Here is a 19,549-nt window from a genome sequence, read left to right as displayed (position 1 = left end):
AGAGCCCTTCTGCTATACTAAAACCAGTCAATGCAACTTATAGAGCATTGGCTGTTTTTTTGATTTATAAAAATTGAGCTGATGATATAAAGCTCGATAATAACAAGAGGCTTCTATGCAAATTTACCTCGTAGGCGGTGCTGTACGCGATCGACTGCTTAAACGCCCTATCAAGGATAAGGACTTTGTCGTCGTTGGCGCTACTGTGGCAGAGATGATTGATGCAGGGTTTCAACAAGTGGGCGCTGACTTTCCTGTGTTTTTGCATCCGACCAGTCATGAAGAGTATGCATTGGCACGCACAGAGCGCAAGCAAGGCTCAGGCTACAAAGGTTTTAGCGTACATGCCAGTCCCGATGTCAGTCTAGAGGATGATTTGCGCCGTCGTGATTTAACCATCAACGCGATGGCAATCGAAGTTACCAGCTTAACCGATGATACCCCGATTAACGGACAAGTCATCGACTACTATGGCGGACTACAAGACTTAAAAAGTAAGACATTGCGTCATGTGTCCAGTGCTTTTAATGAAGACCCATTACGTGTACTTCGAACAGTACGCTTCTATAGCCGTTACTACGATTTGGGCTTTACCATCGCGGATGACACTTTAACGCTGATGCGTCAATTGGTTGATACAGGAGAGCTGGCTCACTTGAGCGCCGAGCGTATCTGGCAAGAATCAAGCCGTGCGACTATGCAACTATCACCGCAAGTCTATTGGCAAAAACTGTTTGAAATTGGTGCACTCACAGAGTATTTCGCGCCTTTGCATCATGCTTGGGACAATGTCCAAATAAGAGAAACAGCGCAGACAGCATTATATTTCGCAGGACAGATGCATTTAAATTTATCACAGCGTTGGGCGCTATTAATGACTAGCCTGTCTTCATCATTATTTAATAGCGAAAACTCTGAGTCTACCTCTAACGTATCAACCGCTATAAAAAATATTAACGCTATCGGCAATAAAGCCAAAGTCCCCAAAGCACATACTCAGTTCGCAATTTTATTCGCTCAGCAAGCTGACAAACTAAGCACAATAAACAGTCTAAATGCGGCTGAAAAAATCGATCTATCCAAGCCTGCGGTGCGCATAAGGAGCCTGACAAGCTCTCTCAACTGCTAGTGTGCAGTCATGTGTTACAGCTAGCAACACAGCATCGCCAAATGATGTTAGCACTAAACAGCTTTCACGCCATCGGTATGACTGACATTGCGCCAGACCTTAAAGGCCCGGCTATTGGTACAGCCTTACGACAAAGCAGGATTGAACACTTGCAAGCGCAAGAATGATATAGACAAGCACCTTAGAGAAAAAAAGTAGTATTGCTATGGACCAAGAAACTAATGCCTACCAAGCAGAAAATATCAATAACCAAGCGCCAGTGATGCTTGTCACAGGTAGTGCTAGGCGCATTGGTGCGGCTATTGTTAAAGCGGCTCATAGGCAAGGTTACCGCGTCATCATTCATTGTCACCGTAGTGAACAAGACGCTAATGACTTGGCTGACCATCTGAACGACATCCGTGCTAATAGTGCAAAAGTTATCGTTGCTGACTTGACAATAGTTAATGATAAAGCAGCTTTAGACAGCTTTGTTAAAAATATCGTAGAGGCGTTTGGACAGCTTGATGTATTGGTGCATAATGCTTCGCGGTTTTATCCTAGCCCGCTCGGTAGTATCAATCATGCACAGTGGGATGAGTTGCTTTTGACCAACGCGAAAGCCCCTTTATTACTGAGCCAAGCCCTATTACCTTATCTTAGGCAACAACAAGGCTGCATTATTAGCTTATTGGACATACACGCGCATGATAGACCGTTTAATAACTACACTGTCTACAACATGGCAAAGGCTGCACATCGGATGATGGTACAGTCGCTAGCGCTAGAGATGGCGCCAGAAGTGCGGGTTAATGGGGTGGCACCTGGGTCAATATTTTACCTGACCCTACTAGCGACCAAGCTATTGATAACGAGCAGCAACAAAGTATTATCAATGCTATCCCCATGCGGCGCATAGGCCAACCTGATGAGGTTGCTCATAGCGTACTATACCTTGTTCAGGCAAATTATGTCACAGGAGAGATTATCACTGTGGATGGAGGCCGTAGTCTAACCATAGCTGGCGGTCACCTGTAATACAAAAATATGGCTCAATAAAAAATATCTTGATTACTGCCTATCTTTTACTTGAAAAATTAAAAAAATCAGGTATCATTGTGCGTCTAACGTTAGGGCCCATAGCTCAGTTGGTTAGAGCAGAGGACTCATAATCCTTTGGTCGTAGGTTCAAGTCCTACTGGGCCCACCATATTTAAGTTTTAATAAAAAAAGACCTTCAAGAGATTGGAGGTCTTTTTATTGTCTGTTGTTTTTTTAGTAAATAACAACTATGTGTATAAGCATAGATATAGGCACTTTATTCAAGCCTCTTCGCTGACAACGGATAATTATTGATAATTTTGTAGTGCTGTGTTTTTCAGACCTTTTACGAACTGCTACAGCGTAATGTACTAGTTTTAGACCCGAAAAGCCTAACTATTAATATAGATAGGCTTTTCTTAGGTAAACAGGTTTTCTACATCCAAAAGTCAGTAACAGATCTATACACGTAATGACTGTCTGTTCGTAGTAGACAGTTTGTATATAATCATTGAAGATGGCTGAATAAAATCCATGTACCGATTGCAATTAGCATCACACCACCAAATATTTCAGCTCTGTGACCGATTATGGAGCCCAACACCTTTCCTAACATCACCCCTAGAGTGACCATTATCGTAGTCGCTAGACCAATTAGACCTGCCGCCAGCAAAATATTGACCTTTACAAATGCTAGGCTCACACCGACAGCCATGGCATCGATGCTGGTACCAAATGCAGTCAAAGCAAGTTTGAAAAAAGAATGTCTCGATAGCACTTCTGCCGTTTCATCACTTGGCTTCAGTCCCTCATACAGCATGTGCAGACCGAGCGTAAAAAGTATGACAAACGCGACCCAATGATCCCATGCCTCAATAAAAGACGCATCTATAAAGGATGTGGCAGAGTGACCAATTAACCAACCAATAATCGGCGTGATCGCTTCAATGGTGCCAAAAATAACACCCATTCTGAAGGCTTCGGTAAAACGAGGGTTTTTAAGAATTGCTCCTTTACTGATTGCCACAGAAAAGGCATCCGTAGACATAGAAAAAGCAAGTAATAGAAGTGCGATAGGATTCATGTGATTTTCTCTGGTCGAGTATAGAGTCCACGACATAGCCACACCCCCGACCTGCAGTGTAGATATATCGATGGTCTCGCCAACCGAGAGGTGTTCGCACCATGGCATGTGGCCAAGTATGTTGATACGAACGCTTTCGCAGTACGAAAGCAGGCTACTCCCCAAAGAGTGCTTAGATTAGCATTGATACGCTATAAGTCAATCATAAAATACTAAAGAAGAATTTTACACCTGATAAAGCGTGAAGTTGGAAACGCTAGCAAATACTCTTGGAGCAGATGAATGATTTAGAGAGTTATGAACATTAAAAAAACCCTTCACGCTAAATTTTCATAGCATGAAGGGTTTTTTAATGCGTGACGCTTTTTAGTAATCCACGGTATAGCTCAAGCCGTAAGTTGTCCCTGAAGCAGGTAAGCGGTTTAAATCGCCAAAGGTCGTTTGATGATACACGGTCTGATAGTCTTTGTTTAAGATATTATACACGCCGTAGCCCATACGTCCGACAGGTAATTTGACTTGCCCAAGCACATCAAAGGTCGCATAGCCTGTCAATGGCTGCGCACTCGCGTCTGGGTCGTTCTGTTGGTCTTTATAAGCCTTGTCGCTACCGCCGACTGCCAGCGCTTGCAAGCGAATGTTACTGCCTTCGCTAAAGTTATACTGCGCGTATGCCGTGCCTTTGAGTGGCGTCAGGCGTACTGCATCCAGCTCCAGCCAGTCGCCGTCTTTTTTTTGTATTGCCCGCGGGTATAAGCAACACTGCCGCCTACTTGCCAGTCTTTGTTTAAATCATGCGTGAGCGAGGCTTCAGCGCCGTAAATACGTTCGTCCGTATCGACGACTTCGACGGTATAGTCGTTGGTAAAGCGCACGGTTTTGTCTGAGTCGTTATAAAAACCGCTAACCTTTGCGCTGGTATCACCGCGCGTACCTGTCCAGCCCAGCTCGTAGTTATTGATAGAAATGGGCTGAATATTGTCTGAGTTGACCACAAATCCAGCGCGCACGTCACGTAAGGCGCGCTGCACGTCAGCCGTGGTAAAGCCTTGCGAGAAGTTAGCAAAGACTTGGTCGTCATCGGTCAACTGATAGCTGGTACCAAGGTTAAACAGCACTTTGTCGTGCTTACTGCTACCCGCCTCAACCGCGCCTGCTTCGTAATCAATACCGTAAGCGTCAGCAATATCACTGATGCCATTGGTCGCAAAATAATCCGCCAATAGCTGTTCATAAATGGGCACAAAACGGTCGGTATCCGATTTGATGTTTTGATAGCGCACGCCAGCGCTGGTGTGCCATTTGTCGGTCATATCCACATCGGCATTGACGAACGCGCCCCATTTATCGATAGTGGTTTTTGGTCCGCCGTTATAGCTCAGACCATTACTTGTTGAAGTCAAGCCATTACTTGCAAGGAAGGTAGTCAGGTCTTGGCCATAATAGGTCTGCTCACTCTCTTCACGTTCAAAGTCCGCGCCATAGCTGAACAAGGTATTTTTACCCATAACATCGGTTTCAGTCTGCATAGCGGCGCGCAATCCCATCACCTCAATGTCCGCTTCTGATTGAGTAACCACAGCCGATGCAGCCAATAATTTTCCTAAGGTTGTTTCATCCGTCAAGCCATTATTTACCCATACCTCTTGGGCTTGTTTGTTAAAAAGCTTTCCTGACGGATAAAAGCGCGCCTTTTCGTCACGGTAATAGCCTGTCAGACTTAAGTTAGAACCCAAAAAGTCGCTGTCATTGTAGTTTAGGTTGACCGAGCTTTTGGTATTGTAGGGCTGGTTTTCGATATTGGCGCCATCGATAGCACGTAGTGACGGTATAGTACCTTTTACTAGCAGTACAGACAGATCATTGCCGTAATCGACGCCATAATCGGTATCTTGCTCGCTGTCATAATAAGTCGCCGCAAGATTCATGGTTTTGGTATCGCTAATATCAAAGCCAAGGTTGGCGTTGACGCTGATAGTATCGGTGTCTTGGTTGTCGGTTTGGTTGGCATCAGGCTGATGCGGTCGCCATGACTGTCAAACTTGCCACCTGTGTCTCGTAGTCTACATCGACATTACCATACACGCGCTCGCCGCCGTAGCCGATGCTTTGTCCCACATGATAGCCGAGCGAGTCGGATTTAAACTCGCGGCTGCTGTTGATGCCAAGCGCGTCTGTCTTGTCAAGCCATAGCCTGCCGTCGATTTGGTCACAATATTAATCAGACCGCCGGCTGCCCCCGCGCCATAGATGCTGGTCGCACCTGAGAGCACTTCGACGCGCTCAATTTGCTCAGGGTCGATGCTGTTTAGCTCGCGTGACAGACTGCGCGAGCCAGATAATGGCACGCCATTTAGCAAATACTGTACAGGACGCCCGTGCATGGTCGTGCCGTAGTTACTAACCGAGCCGCTGCTCACGCCAAGCTGGGCACGAGCTGGGCTAAGATGTCCCCAACTGTGCGGTTACCTGTCGCCTGCGCCTGAATGTCCGCCTCATAAATCACTTGCGTGACAGCAGGCATTTCACTGATTTTCTGTGCCAGCGCTGTGCCTGTTTTGGCATTGGCACTAACTGTAATAGCATCTAAAGTCACACTAGGTACATCGCTTGATGATGCATTCGGGGTCGCCGCAGCGGTGGCCTGCACACCTGATGCACTTTGCACTGAATTGGTATTAGTTTGGGCGTATAACTGCTGGCTGATACAAAGGGTAAGAAGAGATAGAGCAACATGATGGTGGCTTTTCATAATTACTTCACTTAGGTTATTTCACTTAGTTGGATAGGTGGACAGTGATACGCGTTATATTTAGCAAATAATACTGTATGTACTAACTTTGTGAATGATATTCTAAATGATAATGATTTTTATTTCTATAAGTATTTACAAATAGATTTTTATAAGTAGCGAGTGACCATGTTGACTGACTTACTGCAATTACCGTCCGTTTCTTTGGTAAATTTGGCGAAATGGTTAGACAGTGACATAAGCGGCTTGTCTCAAAGTTTGTTCAAATAAATAGATAAAAGGGATAAGCCTTCAAGCAGATCGTCATTGACACCGGTAATCTACATGCTGCCCAACTATGAAGTTGATCGTTATGGCGCGCGGGGTAATTTGCAGGCAGAAGGAAGTGTGAACAATAGCATCAACGCGATTATCACCAGTATTTCTTGGATAGCGCTTGCTATGCCAACATCACTACCTGCGGCTAGTAGCTGCGCGCTTCGACTATGGATATAAAGGGTTGTCAACGTGATAACGATGGTAGAGATGATACGGCGACTGATATTATTGAGTGCGGCTCCCTCAGTGACCGCGTCTTTGGGTAAGCTGCTAAAACCAACGGTAGTGGTCGGCAGATACGCCAAACCTACCCCAATACCTCGCACACTCATAATTAGCATTAATAGCCAAAGCGTAGGCTGATACAAGCACCATGCCAGCATCAAAGTAGACAGCGCACTAATCGCAATTCCTACGATGCCAATCCCTCGGGCACCTTGCTTATCTACCATTTTGCCAGCGTAATGCGTGGTGATACTGGCCACGAGCGTCGCGACCATCAGGACAATACCTGTCCATAAAGCACTTTCGCCCATCACATCTTGTATCACCACGGGCAATAACAAGAGACACAGCATCAAACCGACTGTTTGGCTAATGCTGATGATATTACTGTGCAAATAGGTTTTATTATTGAACAAGCGCACGTTTAATAATGGATATTTCTGCCGCCGCTCATATGCCCACCAAACCATCGCGGACAGTAGAAACCCAATAGATAATAAACCCAACGTGGCTATCTTTAATAAGCCCTCACTGCTGAATAATCCACTAGTAAAATCTATTTTCAGCGTGCTGAGCCAAACCATCATCGCAAGCAGCCAAATGAGTAAGCTGATAAACCCAATGGTATCGAAAGGGCTTTTTTTATCATGTGAGCGCATATCAGGTATTAACCACCACACCATCGCCATGACCGCCGCACTGAGTGGCAAGGTAATGGCAAACAGTGTCCACCACGCAAACTGCTCAACCAAGTAAGCACCGACCAAAGGGCCAAACGCTAATGACATCATAATAACAATGCCCCATAGCGCCATTACTCTGCCGTGCTGCTGCTGCGGATAAATCTGATACAGCATACCAATAGACAGCGGGATAATCAGACCGCCACTCAGTCCTTGTATAGCCCTAGCAATAATGACAAAGCTCATACTAGACGCCAGCATGCCAATAACTGAGCCCAACATAAATCCAAAAATTGCCGCCAAATAAACATGCTTAAACGGAAACTTTTTGTTTAAGTAGCCACTCAGCATCAGCCCCACACTCATGGCCAAGACATAAGCATTTAGCACCCAGCCGCCCATCACGATATCGACATCAAACACCGACATAAAGACAGGAATCGCTGGATTGAGCGCACTATTGCTAAAGCTGACGACCGTACCGCCGAGTAGTAATGTCAGTAATATCTGCTGTACTTGTTTGTCGGTCAAGCCATCACTACTACTCTGAGAGACTTCGCTTATAGGCGACTCAGTTGTAGATGCCTTATTTATAGGGGCATTGCTCATTAAGCAGTGGCACCATAAAATTGAGTGATGGTCGGCATGACTTGCTCCTAGTTATTATTTTGCTAGCCTGCCGAGCACGTCATCCAATCTCGCTGAAACTTAGCATCATTATTCTTATCAAAATACTGATCAAATAAGGTTAGATAAGCCTCTGCTGAATGAAGTCAAAATTGTCGGCTATTCAAATTCAATGCTTGCAGACATGAGCTACCTTTTTGCTGAGGCTGGTACCTTACGAATGAGCCATAAGAAATACCCACCACCGATAATGGCAGCAATCGTACCAGCTGGCAGCTCATAAGGGAAAATAACATAACGGCCAATCCAATCCGCTATCACCATTACCCCTGCCCCTAAAAGTGCAGCTAGTGGCAATTGTCGTTCAAGCTTCACAGCTCCCAGTGAAATAGCCAAATGCGGCACCATCAAACCAATAAAACTCAACGGGCCAACGGCAAGCGTGCTGGCCGTACTAAGTGCTGCTACTAATGCCAATAACGACAAAGTCACTGGCGTAACCGCCACACCTAAATTACGCGCCACACCTGTACCTAGCCCAAGAACTCGCAAAGGCTTAACCAGCAATAGACTGAGTACAAATAAGATAGCGGCAATGCCAATGAGATACCATACCGTACTGGGCTGAGCGCTATAAGTTGTCCCTGACAGCCAGCTGAGCATCGCTTCTAGACGCGGATCTCCTGAAAGCTTGACCATATGCATCACCCCATCCATCATGGCGGCAATGCCTATACCTACTAACAATAAATAACCTGAGCTGACCCTGCGTGCTAGCCAAATAATCAATAGCAGCACGGCCATCGCCCCTGACAGTCCTGAAATTAGCAACGTCCCTGCTCCCGCAGATAGCCCTAAACTTGGTAATAATAAAAACCCTAAAATAACCCCCAATGCAGCGCCTGAACTGACACCTAGCACCTCAGGACTGGCCATAGGGTTACGCGTTAATGTTTGCAGTAGCACACCGGCGACTGCTAACATCAAGCCTGTGGCAGCAGCACTCAAACTACGAGGTAAGCGGTACTGCTGCGTGAGTGCCCAGTCCGTACTGAGCCCCCAACCATTGATATCTTGTACAAATAAACAAGCCAACATGATGACAGCAAGTACACCAACGCCCCATCGCCAAAATGCAATGGATGTATGTTTACCCGCAAGCATAGGCGTCACTGTCTCTATCCGCGCGCGGCGCTGACGCAAAATCAGCCAAATAATCAGCGGTGCACCCAAGATACCTGTCATGGCACCAGCTGGAATCTGCATATCCAGTATCGGCTCAAGCAGTAACGCGACATTGCTAGTCAATAATAACAGCAGCGCCCCCAACCCAAAGGCAGTGGCCAAACGCTTACCAATAGCAGAGATGCCCAGCGCATTGACCAAGCTTGCTGCACCAAGACCAATGAAACCAATCAAGCCAACTTCACTAATCACTAGAGCAGTCACAACGGCAACAACCAATACGACAAGTGCACGAATCCCATTAATAGGCACACCCAAACGTTTGGCCTGCGTGTCATCTAGACTCATTAGCGTTAATGGTTTCAATAGTGGCAGACATACGACCGCCATCAAAATAGCAGTGATAACTAACGCGATACTGGTATGCCAGCTGTTTTGTGCCAAAAACCCAGCCGCCCACGACAGCATGCCATTACTACGCTCAGCAAAAAACAACACCAGTACATTGGCTACTGCGGCCAGCAAAATATTGACCACCAAACCGGCCAATATTAAAATCAATGGATTAAATCGACTGGGTGATGATAAGGCAAATACCAGACCCATACTAATGATAGCTCCTACAAAGGCTACATAAAGTCCGCCATAAATAGCCAAGCTTGCAAAAATAACGTGACAATAAGCATGGCCAACTGTGCACCCACGCCCACACCTAGCGTGGTATCTGATGCTAAGGGGTTTTTTACCAATTGCTGTAGTAAAATACTGACCACGCCTAATAGCCCGCCAGCCAACAACGCCACCACGCTGGTCGCCACTAGATGCAGCTGTATCGCCATACTGGCAATATCCAATTGCGAGCTTGGTATAAGCAAGTCACTCAGTGGGCGCGTCCACTGCTGATCTAGCAGCGCCCAACTACTCCATAACGACAAAGCCGCTAATCCGATGAGCATGGCCCATAGTCGCCAAGACATACTGGCAAACAAAGAAGTCTGGGAATCGGGTTGATTCGGTGGCTGATTCAGTGGTGATGATAAATGTTTCGATGACGTTGATGAGGATGACGATATCGATGAATCTGAAACCGTTGCTGCTTGAGAAGCTAATGTCATCGTATGAGACTGTCGTTATGAGAACTGTCGGTGTGGTTATTGATAAGGTTGTTGTTAGTATCTGCATTGGCGCTCATAGTACTTCCCCGCCTTTTAATGAAACTTCTGACAAGTTATTTGCTAAGCTGACCAATGATGACATCCCACCATAAATCCATACTGGTGGTAGCTCGCCCACACAGCGGGTATTGCCATAACCTAGACGCTGCCAAATCAAGCTGTCATCAATTTCAGCTCTAGTAATTGGGCTTAGTGGATCGATAATTAATAGACAAGTCTCATCATCTAATTGCGCCAAATCTCCCATTCGTATTGGCACAAACCCCCACTGATTGCCCTTGCCCAATACCACAAGCTCTCTACCCATCTGCTCTAACGCAGGCTGAAATAAGCTGTTTGCCACATACATACGCATGTTATTAGCATCCGCAAACTGTACCACTGCGAATTTTTTGGCTTTTGGATAACGCTGCTGGAATTGCTGACTGGCCAGCTGTATGGCTTTTTGACTTTGTACAATATAGTCTTCAGCCATCTTCGGGTTATCGATCAGAACGCCAAGCTCCCGCGTCGGTTCGGTATAGTCAGCCCACGTTGCTGTCTCTCCTTTTGCCGCAGACATTACAGATTCTGCAGGCACATCGCCGTATAAGTTGCGTGCATGCTCATAAAAATAATTATCTATGACCATATCGACAGGCAGTTGAGCGATTAGCTCAGCGTTGGCTGATAGCGTATGCCTAAGTCTGTTATCGACGCTGGCAGTTTGGGGCTACCCACCCATCTGTCCCAAACCCTGACATCACCTGTTGCAATTGGTGCATGCCCCATCGCCGTCAAAGTCGCTGCATTACCCCAGTCGGGAGACACGATATTCATCCTATCGCTATCACTTTCTTCTGCTTCTGAGGTAGTGGGTGTCTGACTATTACAGGCGGTCAATACCAAGCACAATGCGAGGGCGAACCATTTCAGTGATGTCATTACTGATACTGACGTAACTATTGGATGTTTTGATAATTTATCTGTATAAAAAAACGGGAGGCATAGAAGCGTATCTTTGTAGGCGAATTAAAAAGAAGGAGCAGAAACTAGACGTTAAGCGACTGCGACAGGCTGTCCAGTAATAGGATGACTGAGCAACTGCATATCGACATTAAAGATATCGTGTAGCACGGTAGGTTGCATGGTACTGGCGATATCGCCGTTGTGACATATTTGGCCATTTTTCAGCGCGATGACTCGATCGGCATATTGCGCTGCCAAGTTAATATCATGAATAATAATTACCACGCTCAAGCCTTGCTCGTCCACCAAACGACGAATGAGCTGAATGACCTCGATTTGATAATGCATATCGAGGGCAGCAAGTGGCTCATCGAGCAACAGGTAACGGGTATCCTGTGCCAGACACATCGCAAGCCACGCACGAGCGCGCTCACCACCTGACAGCGTGGCCGTGATTCGATCAGCGAAGGCTTCGGTTTGAGTCACTTTTAATGCTTGCGCGACTTTGTCTTTATCTATTTGAGTTGGCTTTTGCAGCCATTTTTGATGGGGATAGCGCCCTAACATGACCAGCTCACGCACCGTGAATCCAGCAGCTTCTGGCAATTGCTGCGGCAGATATGCCATTTGCCGCGCTAATTCCTTACTGCCGTAGTCATTGATACTGTGCTCATCTAATGTGACATTGCCGCTACTACTTGCCATCTCACCTGCTAGCGCTTTGATCAAGGTCGACTTGCCAGACCCGTTATGCCCAACCAAAGCCACCAGTTGATTGGTATCAATCTCACAAGTCACGTTGTCTAATAGAGTATTTCCTTGACGGCTGATAGTCAGCTGGTTTGCACGTAGCATATAAGCACTCATTGTTGATAAAAATAATATGTCATAAAAATGATGGTTTATCGGCCATCGGTTATAGACCGATTTTTGATGATCAAACCACAATAAAAATTGATTTTACTCGTAAATGATAACAAAAACAATTATCATTAACTATAAACTCATTCACTTTAATTTCAACGCTCTGTTGATTGCGAGTATTTATATGACCAACCTTCTTTTAGCTTCTACAGAAAACATCGATAACCAAAACAGCCAATACACTTCCCTAAACGACCCTGAAATAGCAAGTGTGGTCGCTCATATTAATGAAGAGCACCTCGATGAACTGCTTGGATTCTTGAGTGCATTTACCTCATTATCTACCACCGAATTAGATCTGGTCGATGCGCAGATAACTGATATTTATGCTGAAGGTATTGCTATACAGACTTTTCTAAAAAGCTCAGAGATTCAACCAGCTGGCGCTCACAACACCTCGCTTGATGACCAGACTTTCTTTATCGCTTTTGCCGCACCTATCTCCCAGCTTGATGACTTGCAAGCCCAATATATCTTGCTAAAACAAAGAGCAGATAAAAAGCTAGGCAAAAAAACAATCAAACTGACCAAGCAAGTGTTTGAGGTGCAAGACAGTTATAGAGTTAGCAAAAACATGCTGCGCCTTGAATTGAGCATGCCGTCATTAAGTAATGATACGCCATTAAATAATACCGCTCAGTTAAGTGATGCCAAGGGCGCAACAAACTCGACGTCAGTACCTACCAACGAAGCGGGTTACGCTTACTTGTTTGATTTAGAGCACAATGCAATGACCGACGCATTGATGACTGACAGCACTGATGGCAATAAAGCTGGTGACTATAAAACTAATGGTAGCGATAAGGAGAACATACGCCCTGCTCGTCCTCACTGCTATTACACTTTAAGAAAAGCATGGCAAGCTGATGATGGAATACGAGCTTGGGTCGATGTTTTTTTACATGGGGATACGCCAGGCGGCAACTGGGCAGCAGCACTCCAAGCAGGCGAGACCGTCGTCACAAAACGAGAGTTTCCAGAAAAGGTAGAGCACTTACGAGACGGTCAAGCGGTACTGATTGTCGATGAGACCTCGATACCAACGGCAGCACGACTGCTAGAGCTATGGAACAACCCTACGCCACCATTAGTCATTTGTGTGACGCAAGATGCAGGCGATCAAAGCTATTTTGATACGGTAAAAATGCGCAGTGGCCTCAATTGCGATACTGAAAACAGTAGTAATAACTACTTTACCGTATTGCCTATAGTAACCAATCAATCAAACTCAGGAGCAGAGTTAGCCACGCTAATCGACAGTAAATTGGGTAATTATTTGACTGACAACCCTCTAAAGATTGATAAAGTCTGGGGAGCACTAGAAGCGAATACTGCCAAAGCATTGCGCCCGTTGCTTAAAGACCGACTTGAGCTAAGTCGTACCGATGTCGTGGTAAAGGTCTACTGGCGTCACGATTAGATTAGCCTTATAAAATGAAACTCAAAACCTACCCTTATCAAAACTTATCCTATATATAGTGGATGCTACTGACGCATCCACTATTAATGTTTGCAGCAACGAATGCATGTAGGGTATAGTTTTCATTTTGAACGTTTAATCAACATAGTATATCGGCAGATAGTTTTATCGCTAGGATTACCAGTGATAGTCGAGTAGCACTTAGAGACTCATTTTTAATAGACTGTCTAACACCTGTGCCAGAATGCACTGTTATTTTTCTAACCCAAGGATGATGTATGAAAAAACTTAGGACACCTGACTCGTGTTTTGCTAACTTGCAAGATTACGATTTTGAACCGAACTATTTGATGGTCGATGATACAGAAGGTGGCGAGCTGCGCGTACACTACCTTGATGAAGGTCCAAGCGACGCTGATCCTATTTGATGGTCGATGATACAGAAGGTGGCGAGCTGCGCGTACACTACCTTGATGAAGGTCCAAGCGACGCTGATCCTATCTTATTATTACATGGTGAGCCTTCTTGGTCTTATCTGTACCGCAAAGTCATTCCCATACTAACAGCAGCAGGACACCGTGTTATCGCGCCAGACCTTCCTGGGTTTGGACGTTCAGACAAACCTGCATCGCGTACTGACTACACTTATCAGCGCCATGTCGATTGGATGCAATCGGTGCTTGATCAATTAGATTTAAAAAATATAACACTGTTTTGTCAAGATTGGGGCGGTTTAATCGGTCTACGTTTAGTAGCAGCGCATCCTGATAAATTCGATCGCGTCGCAGCAGGTAATACAATGCTACCGACTGGGGATCACGATCCGGGCGAAGGCTTTCGTAAGTGGCAGAAGTTTTCTCAAGAGACGCCGCAATTTAATGTAGCAGGCACCATCAAAAGCGGTACCACAACAACACTGCCTCAAGCCGTACTGGATGCTTACGATGCACCCTTCCCTGATGAGTCCTATAAAGAAGGCGCCAGACAGTTTCCTATCCTAGTGCCCACGACACCAGATGATCCTGCTTCAGAAAACAACCGAGCAGCTTGGGTCGTGCTAAGCAAATGGAGCAAGCCATTTATTACACTGTTTAGTGATTCCGACCCCGTAACTGGTGGCGGCGATCGCATCATGCAAAAGCTGATTCCGGGTACCAAAGGCCAAAATCATACGACTATCACTAACGGTGGTCATTTCCTGCAAGAAGACCAAGGCGAAACGCTGGCTGAGCTTCTACTGAAATTCATCAATGACAATCCGAAAGCACAGTAATAGATAACAAAAACCCTGACTGCTAATGTACTAGCAATCAGGGTTTTTAGTAATGCCGTGATAATTGGTCAACGACATGATCACATGCTAAAAAATCTGCTTTTTATACAACCTTGCTATACGATATTTTTAAAAATATCATCGATATATTTTTCTACTGCATCATTGTCGTTAGTGACTTGCGCATACGTCCTGAGACCTATAATTTGAATTTGGAAATAACGCGCCAGCTCAACTGGGTCTTTTTCTGCGCTAATCTCACCGCTATCAATGGCTTGTCCAAAGAGCACGGCAAACGACGCCTCTATACCTTCCAATATATTCGTTGCATGTGCGAGCAAATCTGGACTATCATTTTGAGTAAGCTCAGCGACTGTCTTGACGATCATGCACATACCACTAGGGGCAGTAGCGCTATTACAAACAATCACTGTATGGATAAAATGTTTTAAGCCATCTAACACTGTGTCTTTTTGCTCAATACAGTCGGCCAATCTCTTGGCACCATCTGCGGCATAGCGATTCAGTGACTCTGTAAATAGTTTATCTTTACTACCAAAAGCTGCATAAATACTACCTGGATGCATATTCACCACATCTTGCAAATTGCGCATTGATGTCGCGTGATAGCCTTTTTCCCAATAGAGATTTTTTGCTTTTTCGATCACATCCTCACGATTGAACTTTATCGGAGCACTCATAATTTTCACCTTAATATCTTTGCCATGAACTATCCACTACCTTACTTATAGGTAGAGGTTTCTTAGGTAACGCTCTTACTTAATACACTATTCTGTATCAGCGGTTAAGCGAATTTACTAAGCTAACCCTATCGCACCGACAGTTTTTGATTGTTTAACCAATATCAATCCTTGATTTAAGATATTGATGCTGGCATTGATGTCTCGATCATGGGTCTGCAGACACCTTGGGCAGTCCCATAATCTATCGCTGAGTTTAAGGTCATCTTTGCCAAGGACATAATCACAGCCTGAGCATGTTTTAGATGACGGGTACCATTGGTCTATTCTCACAAGCGCTTTGTCATACCATTCTGCTTTATAAGCAAGCATAATTGTAAAGACTGACCATGAACTATCGTTAATAGCTTTGGCAAGCTTTCTGTTTTTAACCATCCCTTTAATGTTCAAGTCCTCTATAGCAATGACATCGTGGTTTTTGATGATATTGAATGAGAGTTTATGTAGAAAATCAAGACGCTGGTTGGTTATTTTTTTCGTAAATCTTCGCGACTTTAGCTTTTTGCTTTTGATAATTACGACTGTCTGACAGCTTACGCTGCTGAGCTTTAGCAACCTCTCTACGTTTGGCTAAAATCTTTTGCTCACGCGCAAGCTTGTCTTTCAGCTTCGATAGAAACCTAGGATTAGCAACTTTAGTACTGTCTGATAAGACAATAAAGTTGGTCAATCCTAAATCAATGCCTATATTAGAATAAGTCTTTGGTAGCGGCTCCACTACTGTTTCAACCAATAGGCTGACAAAGTACTTACCAGATGGGGTTGCGCTGATAGTGGCACTTTTAATAAGCCCATTAATGCGGCGATGTATTTTTGCTTTGATATGACCAATTTTGGGGAGTTTGACACTGTTATATGTGAGTGCAACCGTCCCTTTTTGACTATTAGTGGTGTAGCTGTCTTTGATACCTTTTTTTCTTGAATTTAGGGAAGCCTGTGCCTTGTTCGAAAAACTTTTTATAGGCGCTGCGAAGGTTCTGCTGCACGTTAGCTAACGCTAAGCTATCTACTTCTTTGAGCCATTCAAACTCTTTTTTTTATACTGAGCAGGGGTGTTGTTTAGAATCGTTTTATTTGCTTTATAATGATTAACCTTATCAGCTAACATCTTATTCCAAATAAAGCGGGTACATCCAAATGATTTAGCAAAGAATACTTGCTGTTCGTCATTTGGATATAATCTCACTTTATAAGCTTTTAAGATTTGTTTGGGCATAAGGTATGATAACATCCTAAGCTATACTAAAAAAATAATGATATACTCATCCCTCTACTTTAAAGGTAGAGGAATTCTGCACATAGTCATTAAAATCTATTTTAAGGCAAAGTTTGTAGAATCAACCTTAGTTACTGGTTTTAATCACTTTTTATATTATAAAACTTATTAAGTCTCTTTGCTTCGATTAACTGTTTTTATCAAAGTTTTGCGGATAAAGCGCGCGTGCAGCAACGTCATCAAACTCAGTTTTGAAATCAATACCTTTAGGAATGTCACGAGCTTTTTGTACCGCTGGGCGGGCATTAATGCTATCAAACCAGCGCTTTAGATTCGGATAATTATCCAAGCCGCCTTCGCTTAGTACAACTGTCGCCTTATCAATCCAGCCCCAAGTAGAAATATCAGCGATTGAGTAGCTATCACCAACCATATATTCACGGCCTTCTAGATGTGTATCTAGCACTTCATAATGACGCTCGGCCTCACGAAGGTAGCGATTAATTGCATATGGGATTTTTCTGGTGCTTTATGTCTAAAGTGAACAGACTGACCAGAAAAAGGGCCTAGTCCAGATGCTACAAACATTAGCCATGACAGCATCTCGCTACGATCTTCTGGCTGTCCTGCCAGCTTGCCTGTTTTTTCAGAAAGATACATCAAGATTGCCGTAGAATCAAACACGCGTTTACCATCATCTTCTAGAGCAGGTGTTTTGCCGTTTGGGTTGATAGCACGGTACTCAGGTGTATGCTGCTCACCTTTTAGCGTATCTACTGCCACAAGCTCATAAGGCAGACCAGTTTCTTCAAGAAACAATGCTACTTTCTTGGGTTTGGCGTTTGATGGAAATAAAATTTAAGCATAACTTTATCCTATTATATGAAGACAGTCGTCTAATGACTACAAAAGCTGACAACTATAAAAATTGTAATGAGATAGCAAAAACAAGCATCTGATTTGAAGCACATTTTTATTGTCTGACATACACTATAAACGCAAATGAACGGTCGTTCAAGTAATGTTATATATTGATATAATAAGCATCATATCAATACTATTTTCTCTAAATGCAATGGATGAAGTCGATCAGCTCCATTTCGATAAGTCTTGTTCGTACTACAGAGCCACTAAAGTTAAAAAATATTTTTATCGTTGTTTTTTTCTTACTACTTACACAGTGTTACCTTCTTAAGATATTGATATTAATAGAGTAGTATGAATTAAGCAGAGTAATGTAATTTAGCCATTACAATTTACTTGAACGATTACTCAAATAATTATTGAGCGACTGCTCAATATCATTTATAGTAGTCTCTATTGACTCGCTTGCTAAGCAAAGTTGCTAATTTTGAGTAATTACTCAAGCCAATAATTAAATGTAAATCAGCGACTGCTTTGAAGCGGGCATGAAAACTCTAAAACACACTAAATCTTAAACCTATTATCAGGAATTATATTATGACCGAATTTACTCTACACGATAAAGACACAGCCCCAGCAGAAAGCAAAGACTTACTTGATTCTTCTATCAAAGCATTTGGTATGGTACCTAACCTACATGCTGTGATGGCTGAAGCGCCTGGCTTGCTAGAGGGCTATCAAAAGCTACATCAACTGTTTTTAGACAGCAGCTTTGATGATGAAGAAACCACTGTGGTATGGCAGACTATCAACGTTGAACATGCTTGCCATTACTGTGTGCCTGCGCATACTGGTATTGCTAAGAGCATGAAAGTAGATGACGCTATCACTGATGCATTACGTGACGAAACGCCACTACCAACTGAAAAATTGGAAGTGCTACGTGACTTCACACTTTCTGTAGTACGTGGTCGTGGTAACGTTGATGACAGCGCGGTTCAAGCGTTTTTAGATGCTGGTTACACTAAGCGTCAGATTCTTGAAGTTATTCTTGGTGCTGCTCAAAAAGTCATGAGCAACTACACGAATCACCTAGCTAACACACCAGTCGACAAACCATTCCAGAAATTTGAATGGCACAAAGCTGACTAATACGTTTTTCGGCTAACGCTGACACAGTCCATTTGATGTTTTCATACTGTTGTTCGAAACATCTTCGGGCAGCAGTTTTTCATTTTAATTTATCGCTAATGAGAGATCCTATGGAACAGGCAAAAAAACCCTTACGAATAGACATCGTGTCAGACGTTGTATGCCCTTGGTGCGCTATCGGCTATAGTCAACTGGCCAAGGCATTAAAGCAAACCAACACGCCGCACGAGATTCATTGGCATCCATTTGAACTAAATCCTAATACGCCGCACGGAGGACGAAACTATCGTGAGCATATTATGGAGAAGTACGGTACAACTGCTGAAGACGTTAAAGAGAGCCGAGCTAGAATGACAGCAGCAGGTGCAGAAGCTGGATTTAATTTTCAGTTTACCGATGATTTCCGTACCTACAATACTTTTAATGCGCATCAGTTGCTGCATTGGGCTGATCAGCAAGGACGTATGCACGACCTAAAACAAGCATTATTCGTTGCACACTTCGTTGATAATAAAAACGTGGCTGACAGTACCGTACTGGCAGATGTCGCAGCAGATATTGGACTAGATCGTAATGAAGCACTCGCCGTTATCGCAGATCAACGCTTTGCCAATGTGATACGTGAAGCCGTACAGCATTCAAAGCAGCAAGGTGTTCAAAGCGTACCATCCGTTATCTTTAATGGTCGGCATCTGGTGAGTGGCGCGCAAGGTGTAGAAAACTACAAAAACATCTTAAAGCAACTAGCAGACATGCCAGAATAAAAACAATAAACTGGATCTGACTTACCAAT

General features: G+C 44.1%; 24 protein-coding genes, 1 tRNA gene, 1 pseudogene and 1 riboswitch. Of the genes and pseudogenes, 10 read left to right on the top strand and 16 right to left on the bottom strand.

Annotated elements, in window-relative coordinates:
• Positions 1 to 115: 115 nt before the first annotated feature.
• From TT11_RS12260 to TT11_RS12245, 5 genes are all read left to right on the top strand, one after another.
• Positions 116 to 1,129 carry a tRNA nucleotidyltransferase gene (locus TT11_RS12260; protein WP_261870658.1) on the top strand — a complete coding sequence of 338 codons (1,014 nt, stop codon included), beginning with the start codon at positions 116 to 118 and terminating at the stop codon, positions 1,127 to 1,129.
• A gap of 11 nt (positions 1,130 to 1,140) precedes the next feature.
• Complete coding sequence (locus TT11_RS12255) at positions 1,141 to 1,296, top strand: hypothetical protein (protein ID WP_261870657.1); 156 nt, start codon at positions 1,141 to 1,143, stop codon at positions 1,294 to 1,296.
• Positions 1,297 to 1,334: 38 nt separating this feature from the next.
• Positions 1,335 to 2,027, top strand: coding sequence for an SDR family NAD(P)-dependent oxidoreductase (locus tag TT11_RS12250; RefSeq protein WP_370587845.1), 693 nt, complete (start codon positions 1,335 to 1,337; stop codon positions 2,025 to 2,027).
• Positions 2,015 to 2,146, top strand: a complete 132-nt coding sequence (locus TT11_RS17355; protein WP_370587844.1) for an SDR family oxidoreductase — start codon at positions 2,015 to 2,017, stop codon at positions 2,144 to 2,146. Before TT11_RS12250 ends, TT11_RS17355 begins: the two co-directional genes overlap by 13 nt.
• Positions 2,147 to 2,241: 95 nt before the next feature.
• Positions 2,242 to 2,318, top strand: a tRNA-Ile gene (locus tag TT11_RS12245).
• A 339-nt stretch (positions 2,319 to 2,657) separates the two neighbouring features.
• Here the strand turns inward: TT11_RS12245 and TT11_RS12240 are convergent.
• The 10 genes and pseudogenes from TT11_RS12240 to TT11_RS12195 form a co-directional block, all read right to left on the bottom strand.
• Entirely contained in the window at positions 2,658 to 3,233 is a 576-nt protein-coding gene (locus TT11_RS12240) for a manganese efflux pump MntP family protein (protein WP_165597223.1), read from the bottom strand.
• A gap of 7 nt (positions 3,234 to 3,240) precedes the next feature.
• Positions 3,241 to 3,408, bottom strand: a riboswitch (yybP-ykoY riboswitch).
• Positions 3,409 to 3,599: 191 nt separating this feature from the next.
• A complete protein-coding gene (locus TT11_RS12235; protein WP_261870656.1) occupies positions 3,600 to 3,866 on the bottom strand; it encodes a hypothetical protein in 267 nt (88 codons plus the stop codon).
• Positions 3,867 to 3,925: 59 nt separating this feature from the next.
• Positions 3,926 to 5,161, bottom strand: a complete 1,236-nt coding sequence (locus TT11_RS12230) for a TonB-dependent receptor domain-containing protein (protein ID WP_261870655.1) — start codon at positions 5,159 to 5,161, stop codon at positions 3,926 to 3,928.
• Positions 5,162 to 5,296: 135 nt separating this feature from the next.
• Entirely contained in the window at positions 5,297 to 5,653 is a 357-nt protein-coding gene (locus TT11_RS12225) for a TonB-dependent receptor plug domain-containing protein (RefSeq protein WP_261870654.1), read from the bottom strand.
• Positions 5,650 to 5,985 (bottom strand): hypothetical protein, encoded by a 336-nt coding sequence (locus tag TT11_RS12220; protein ID WP_261870653.1) that lies wholly within the window; start codon positions 5,983 to 5,985, stop codon positions 5,650 to 5,652. The genes TT11_RS12225 and TT11_RS12220 overlap by 4 nt, the downstream gene beginning before the upstream one ends.
• 350 nt (positions 5,986 to 6,335) lie before the next feature.
• Positions 6,336 to 7,820: an MFS transporter gene (locus TT11_RS12215; RefSeq protein WP_261870652.1), complete on the bottom strand. Its 1,485-nt coding sequence runs from the start codon at positions 7,818 to 7,820 to the stop codon at positions 6,336 to 6,338.
• Positions 7,821 to 8,027: 207 nt separating this feature from the next.
• Positions 8,028 to 9,862 (bottom strand): annotated as a pseudogene (fhuB, locus tag TT11_RS12210) (Fe(3+)-hydroxamate ABC transporter permease FhuB).
• Positions 9,863 to 10,211: 349 nt separating this feature from the next.
• The gene (locus TT11_RS12205; RefSeq protein ID WP_261870651.1) at positions 10,212 to 10,829 is read right to left on the bottom strand and encodes a hypothetical protein; all 618 of its coding nucleotides are present in this window, start codon (positions 10,827 to 10,829) and stop codon (positions 10,212 to 10,214) included.
• Positions 10,830 to 10,849: 20 nt separating this feature from the next.
• Entirely contained in the window at positions 10,850 to 11,122 is a 273-nt protein-coding gene (locus tag TT11_RS12200) for a hypothetical protein (protein WP_261870650.1), read from the bottom strand.
• A 114-nt stretch (positions 11,123 to 11,236) separates the two neighbouring features.
• Complete coding sequence (locus TT11_RS12195) at positions 11,237 to 12,001, bottom strand: ABC transporter ATP-binding protein (RefSeq protein WP_101205244.1); 765 nt, start codon at positions 11,999 to 12,001, stop codon at positions 11,237 to 11,239.
• A 193-nt stretch (positions 12,002 to 12,194) separates the two neighbouring features.
• Between TT11_RS12195 and TT11_RS12190 the strand changes: the two genes are divergently transcribed.
• From TT11_RS12190 to TT11_RS12180, 3 genes are all read left to right on the top strand, one after another.
• Positions 12,195 to 13,490 (top strand): siderophore-interacting protein, encoded by a 1,296-nt coding sequence (locus tag TT11_RS12190; RefSeq protein WP_261870649.1) that lies wholly within the window; start codon positions 12,195 to 12,197, stop codon positions 13,488 to 13,490.
• A 278-nt stretch (positions 13,491 to 13,768) separates the two neighbouring features.
• Positions 13,769 to 13,918, top strand: coding sequence for a hypothetical protein (locus tag TT11_RS12185; protein ID WP_261870648.1), 150 nt, complete (start codon positions 13,769 to 13,771; stop codon positions 13,916 to 13,918).
• Positions 13,918 to 14,763 (top strand): haloalkane dehalogenase, encoded by an 846-nt coding sequence (locus TT11_RS12180; protein ID WP_261870678.1) that lies wholly within the window; start codon positions 13,918 to 13,920, stop codon positions 14,761 to 14,763. Before TT11_RS12185 ends, TT11_RS12180 begins: the two co-directional genes overlap by 1 nt.
• 116 nt (positions 14,764 to 14,879) lie before the next feature.
• On the opposite strand, the gene TT11_RS12175 is transcribed toward TT11_RS12180, so the two are convergent.
• The 6 genes from TT11_RS12175 to TT11_RS12150 form a co-directional block, all read right to left on the bottom strand.
• Positions 14,880 to 15,464, bottom strand: a complete 585-nt coding sequence (locus TT11_RS12175) for a TetR/AcrR family transcriptional regulator (protein WP_101205246.1) — start codon at positions 15,462 to 15,464, stop codon at positions 14,880 to 14,882.
• A gap of 117 nt (positions 15,465 to 15,581) precedes the next feature.
• On the bottom strand, positions 15,582 to 16,079 hold the full coding sequence (locus TT11_RS12170) for a transposase (RefSeq protein WP_261870647.1): 498 nt from the start codon (positions 16,077 to 16,079) through the stop codon (positions 15,582 to 15,584).
• The gene (locus TT11_RS12165) at positions 15,976 to 16,257 is read right to left on the bottom strand and encodes a transposase (protein ID WP_261870646.1); all 282 of its coding nucleotides are present in this window, start codon (positions 16,255 to 16,257) and stop codon (positions 15,976 to 15,978) included. Before TT11_RS12165 ends, TT11_RS12170 begins: the two co-directional genes overlap by 104 nt.
• A 273-nt stretch (positions 16,258 to 16,530) precedes the next feature.
• Positions 16,531 to 16,740 carry a helix-turn-helix domain-containing protein gene (locus TT11_RS12160; RefSeq protein ID WP_261870645.1) on the bottom strand — a complete coding sequence of 70 codons (210 nt, stop codon included), beginning with the start codon at positions 16,738 to 16,740 and terminating at the stop codon, positions 16,531 to 16,533.
• A gap of 187 nt (positions 16,741 to 16,927) precedes the next feature.
• On the bottom strand, positions 16,928 to 17,206 hold the full coding sequence (locus TT11_RS12155) for a glutathione binding-like protein (RefSeq protein ID WP_261870644.1): 279 nt from the start codon (positions 17,204 to 17,206) through the stop codon (positions 16,928 to 16,930).
• The gene (locus TT11_RS12150) at positions 17,200 to 17,559 is read right to left on the bottom strand and encodes a glutathione S-transferase family protein (RefSeq protein ID WP_261870643.1); all 360 of its coding nucleotides are present in this window, start codon (positions 17,557 to 17,559) and stop codon (positions 17,200 to 17,202) included. The genes TT11_RS12155 and TT11_RS12150 overlap by 7 nt, the downstream gene beginning before the upstream one ends.
• Before the next feature lie 642 nt (positions 17,560 to 18,201).
• Between TT11_RS12150 and TT11_RS12145 the strand changes: the two genes are divergently transcribed.
• Positions 18,202 to 18,756, top strand: a complete 555-nt coding sequence (locus TT11_RS12145) for a carboxymuconolactone decarboxylase family protein (RefSeq protein WP_261870642.1) — start codon at positions 18,202 to 18,204, stop codon at positions 18,754 to 18,756.
• A gap of 110 nt (positions 18,757 to 18,866) precedes the next feature.
• Entirely contained in the window at positions 18,867 to 19,520 is a 654-nt protein-coding gene (locus TT11_RS12140) for a DsbA family protein (protein WP_261870641.1), read from the top strand.
• Positions 19,521 to 19,549 lie beyond the last annotated feature (29 nt).

Origin of the sequence: Psychrobacter sp. JCM 18901 (assembly GCF_000586435.1) — a bacterium.
Taxonomy (GTDB): domain Bacteria; phylum Pseudomonadota; class Gammaproteobacteria; order Pseudomonadales; family Moraxellaceae; genus Psychrobacter.
This window is presented reverse-complemented; position numbering and strand designations above follow the sequence as displayed.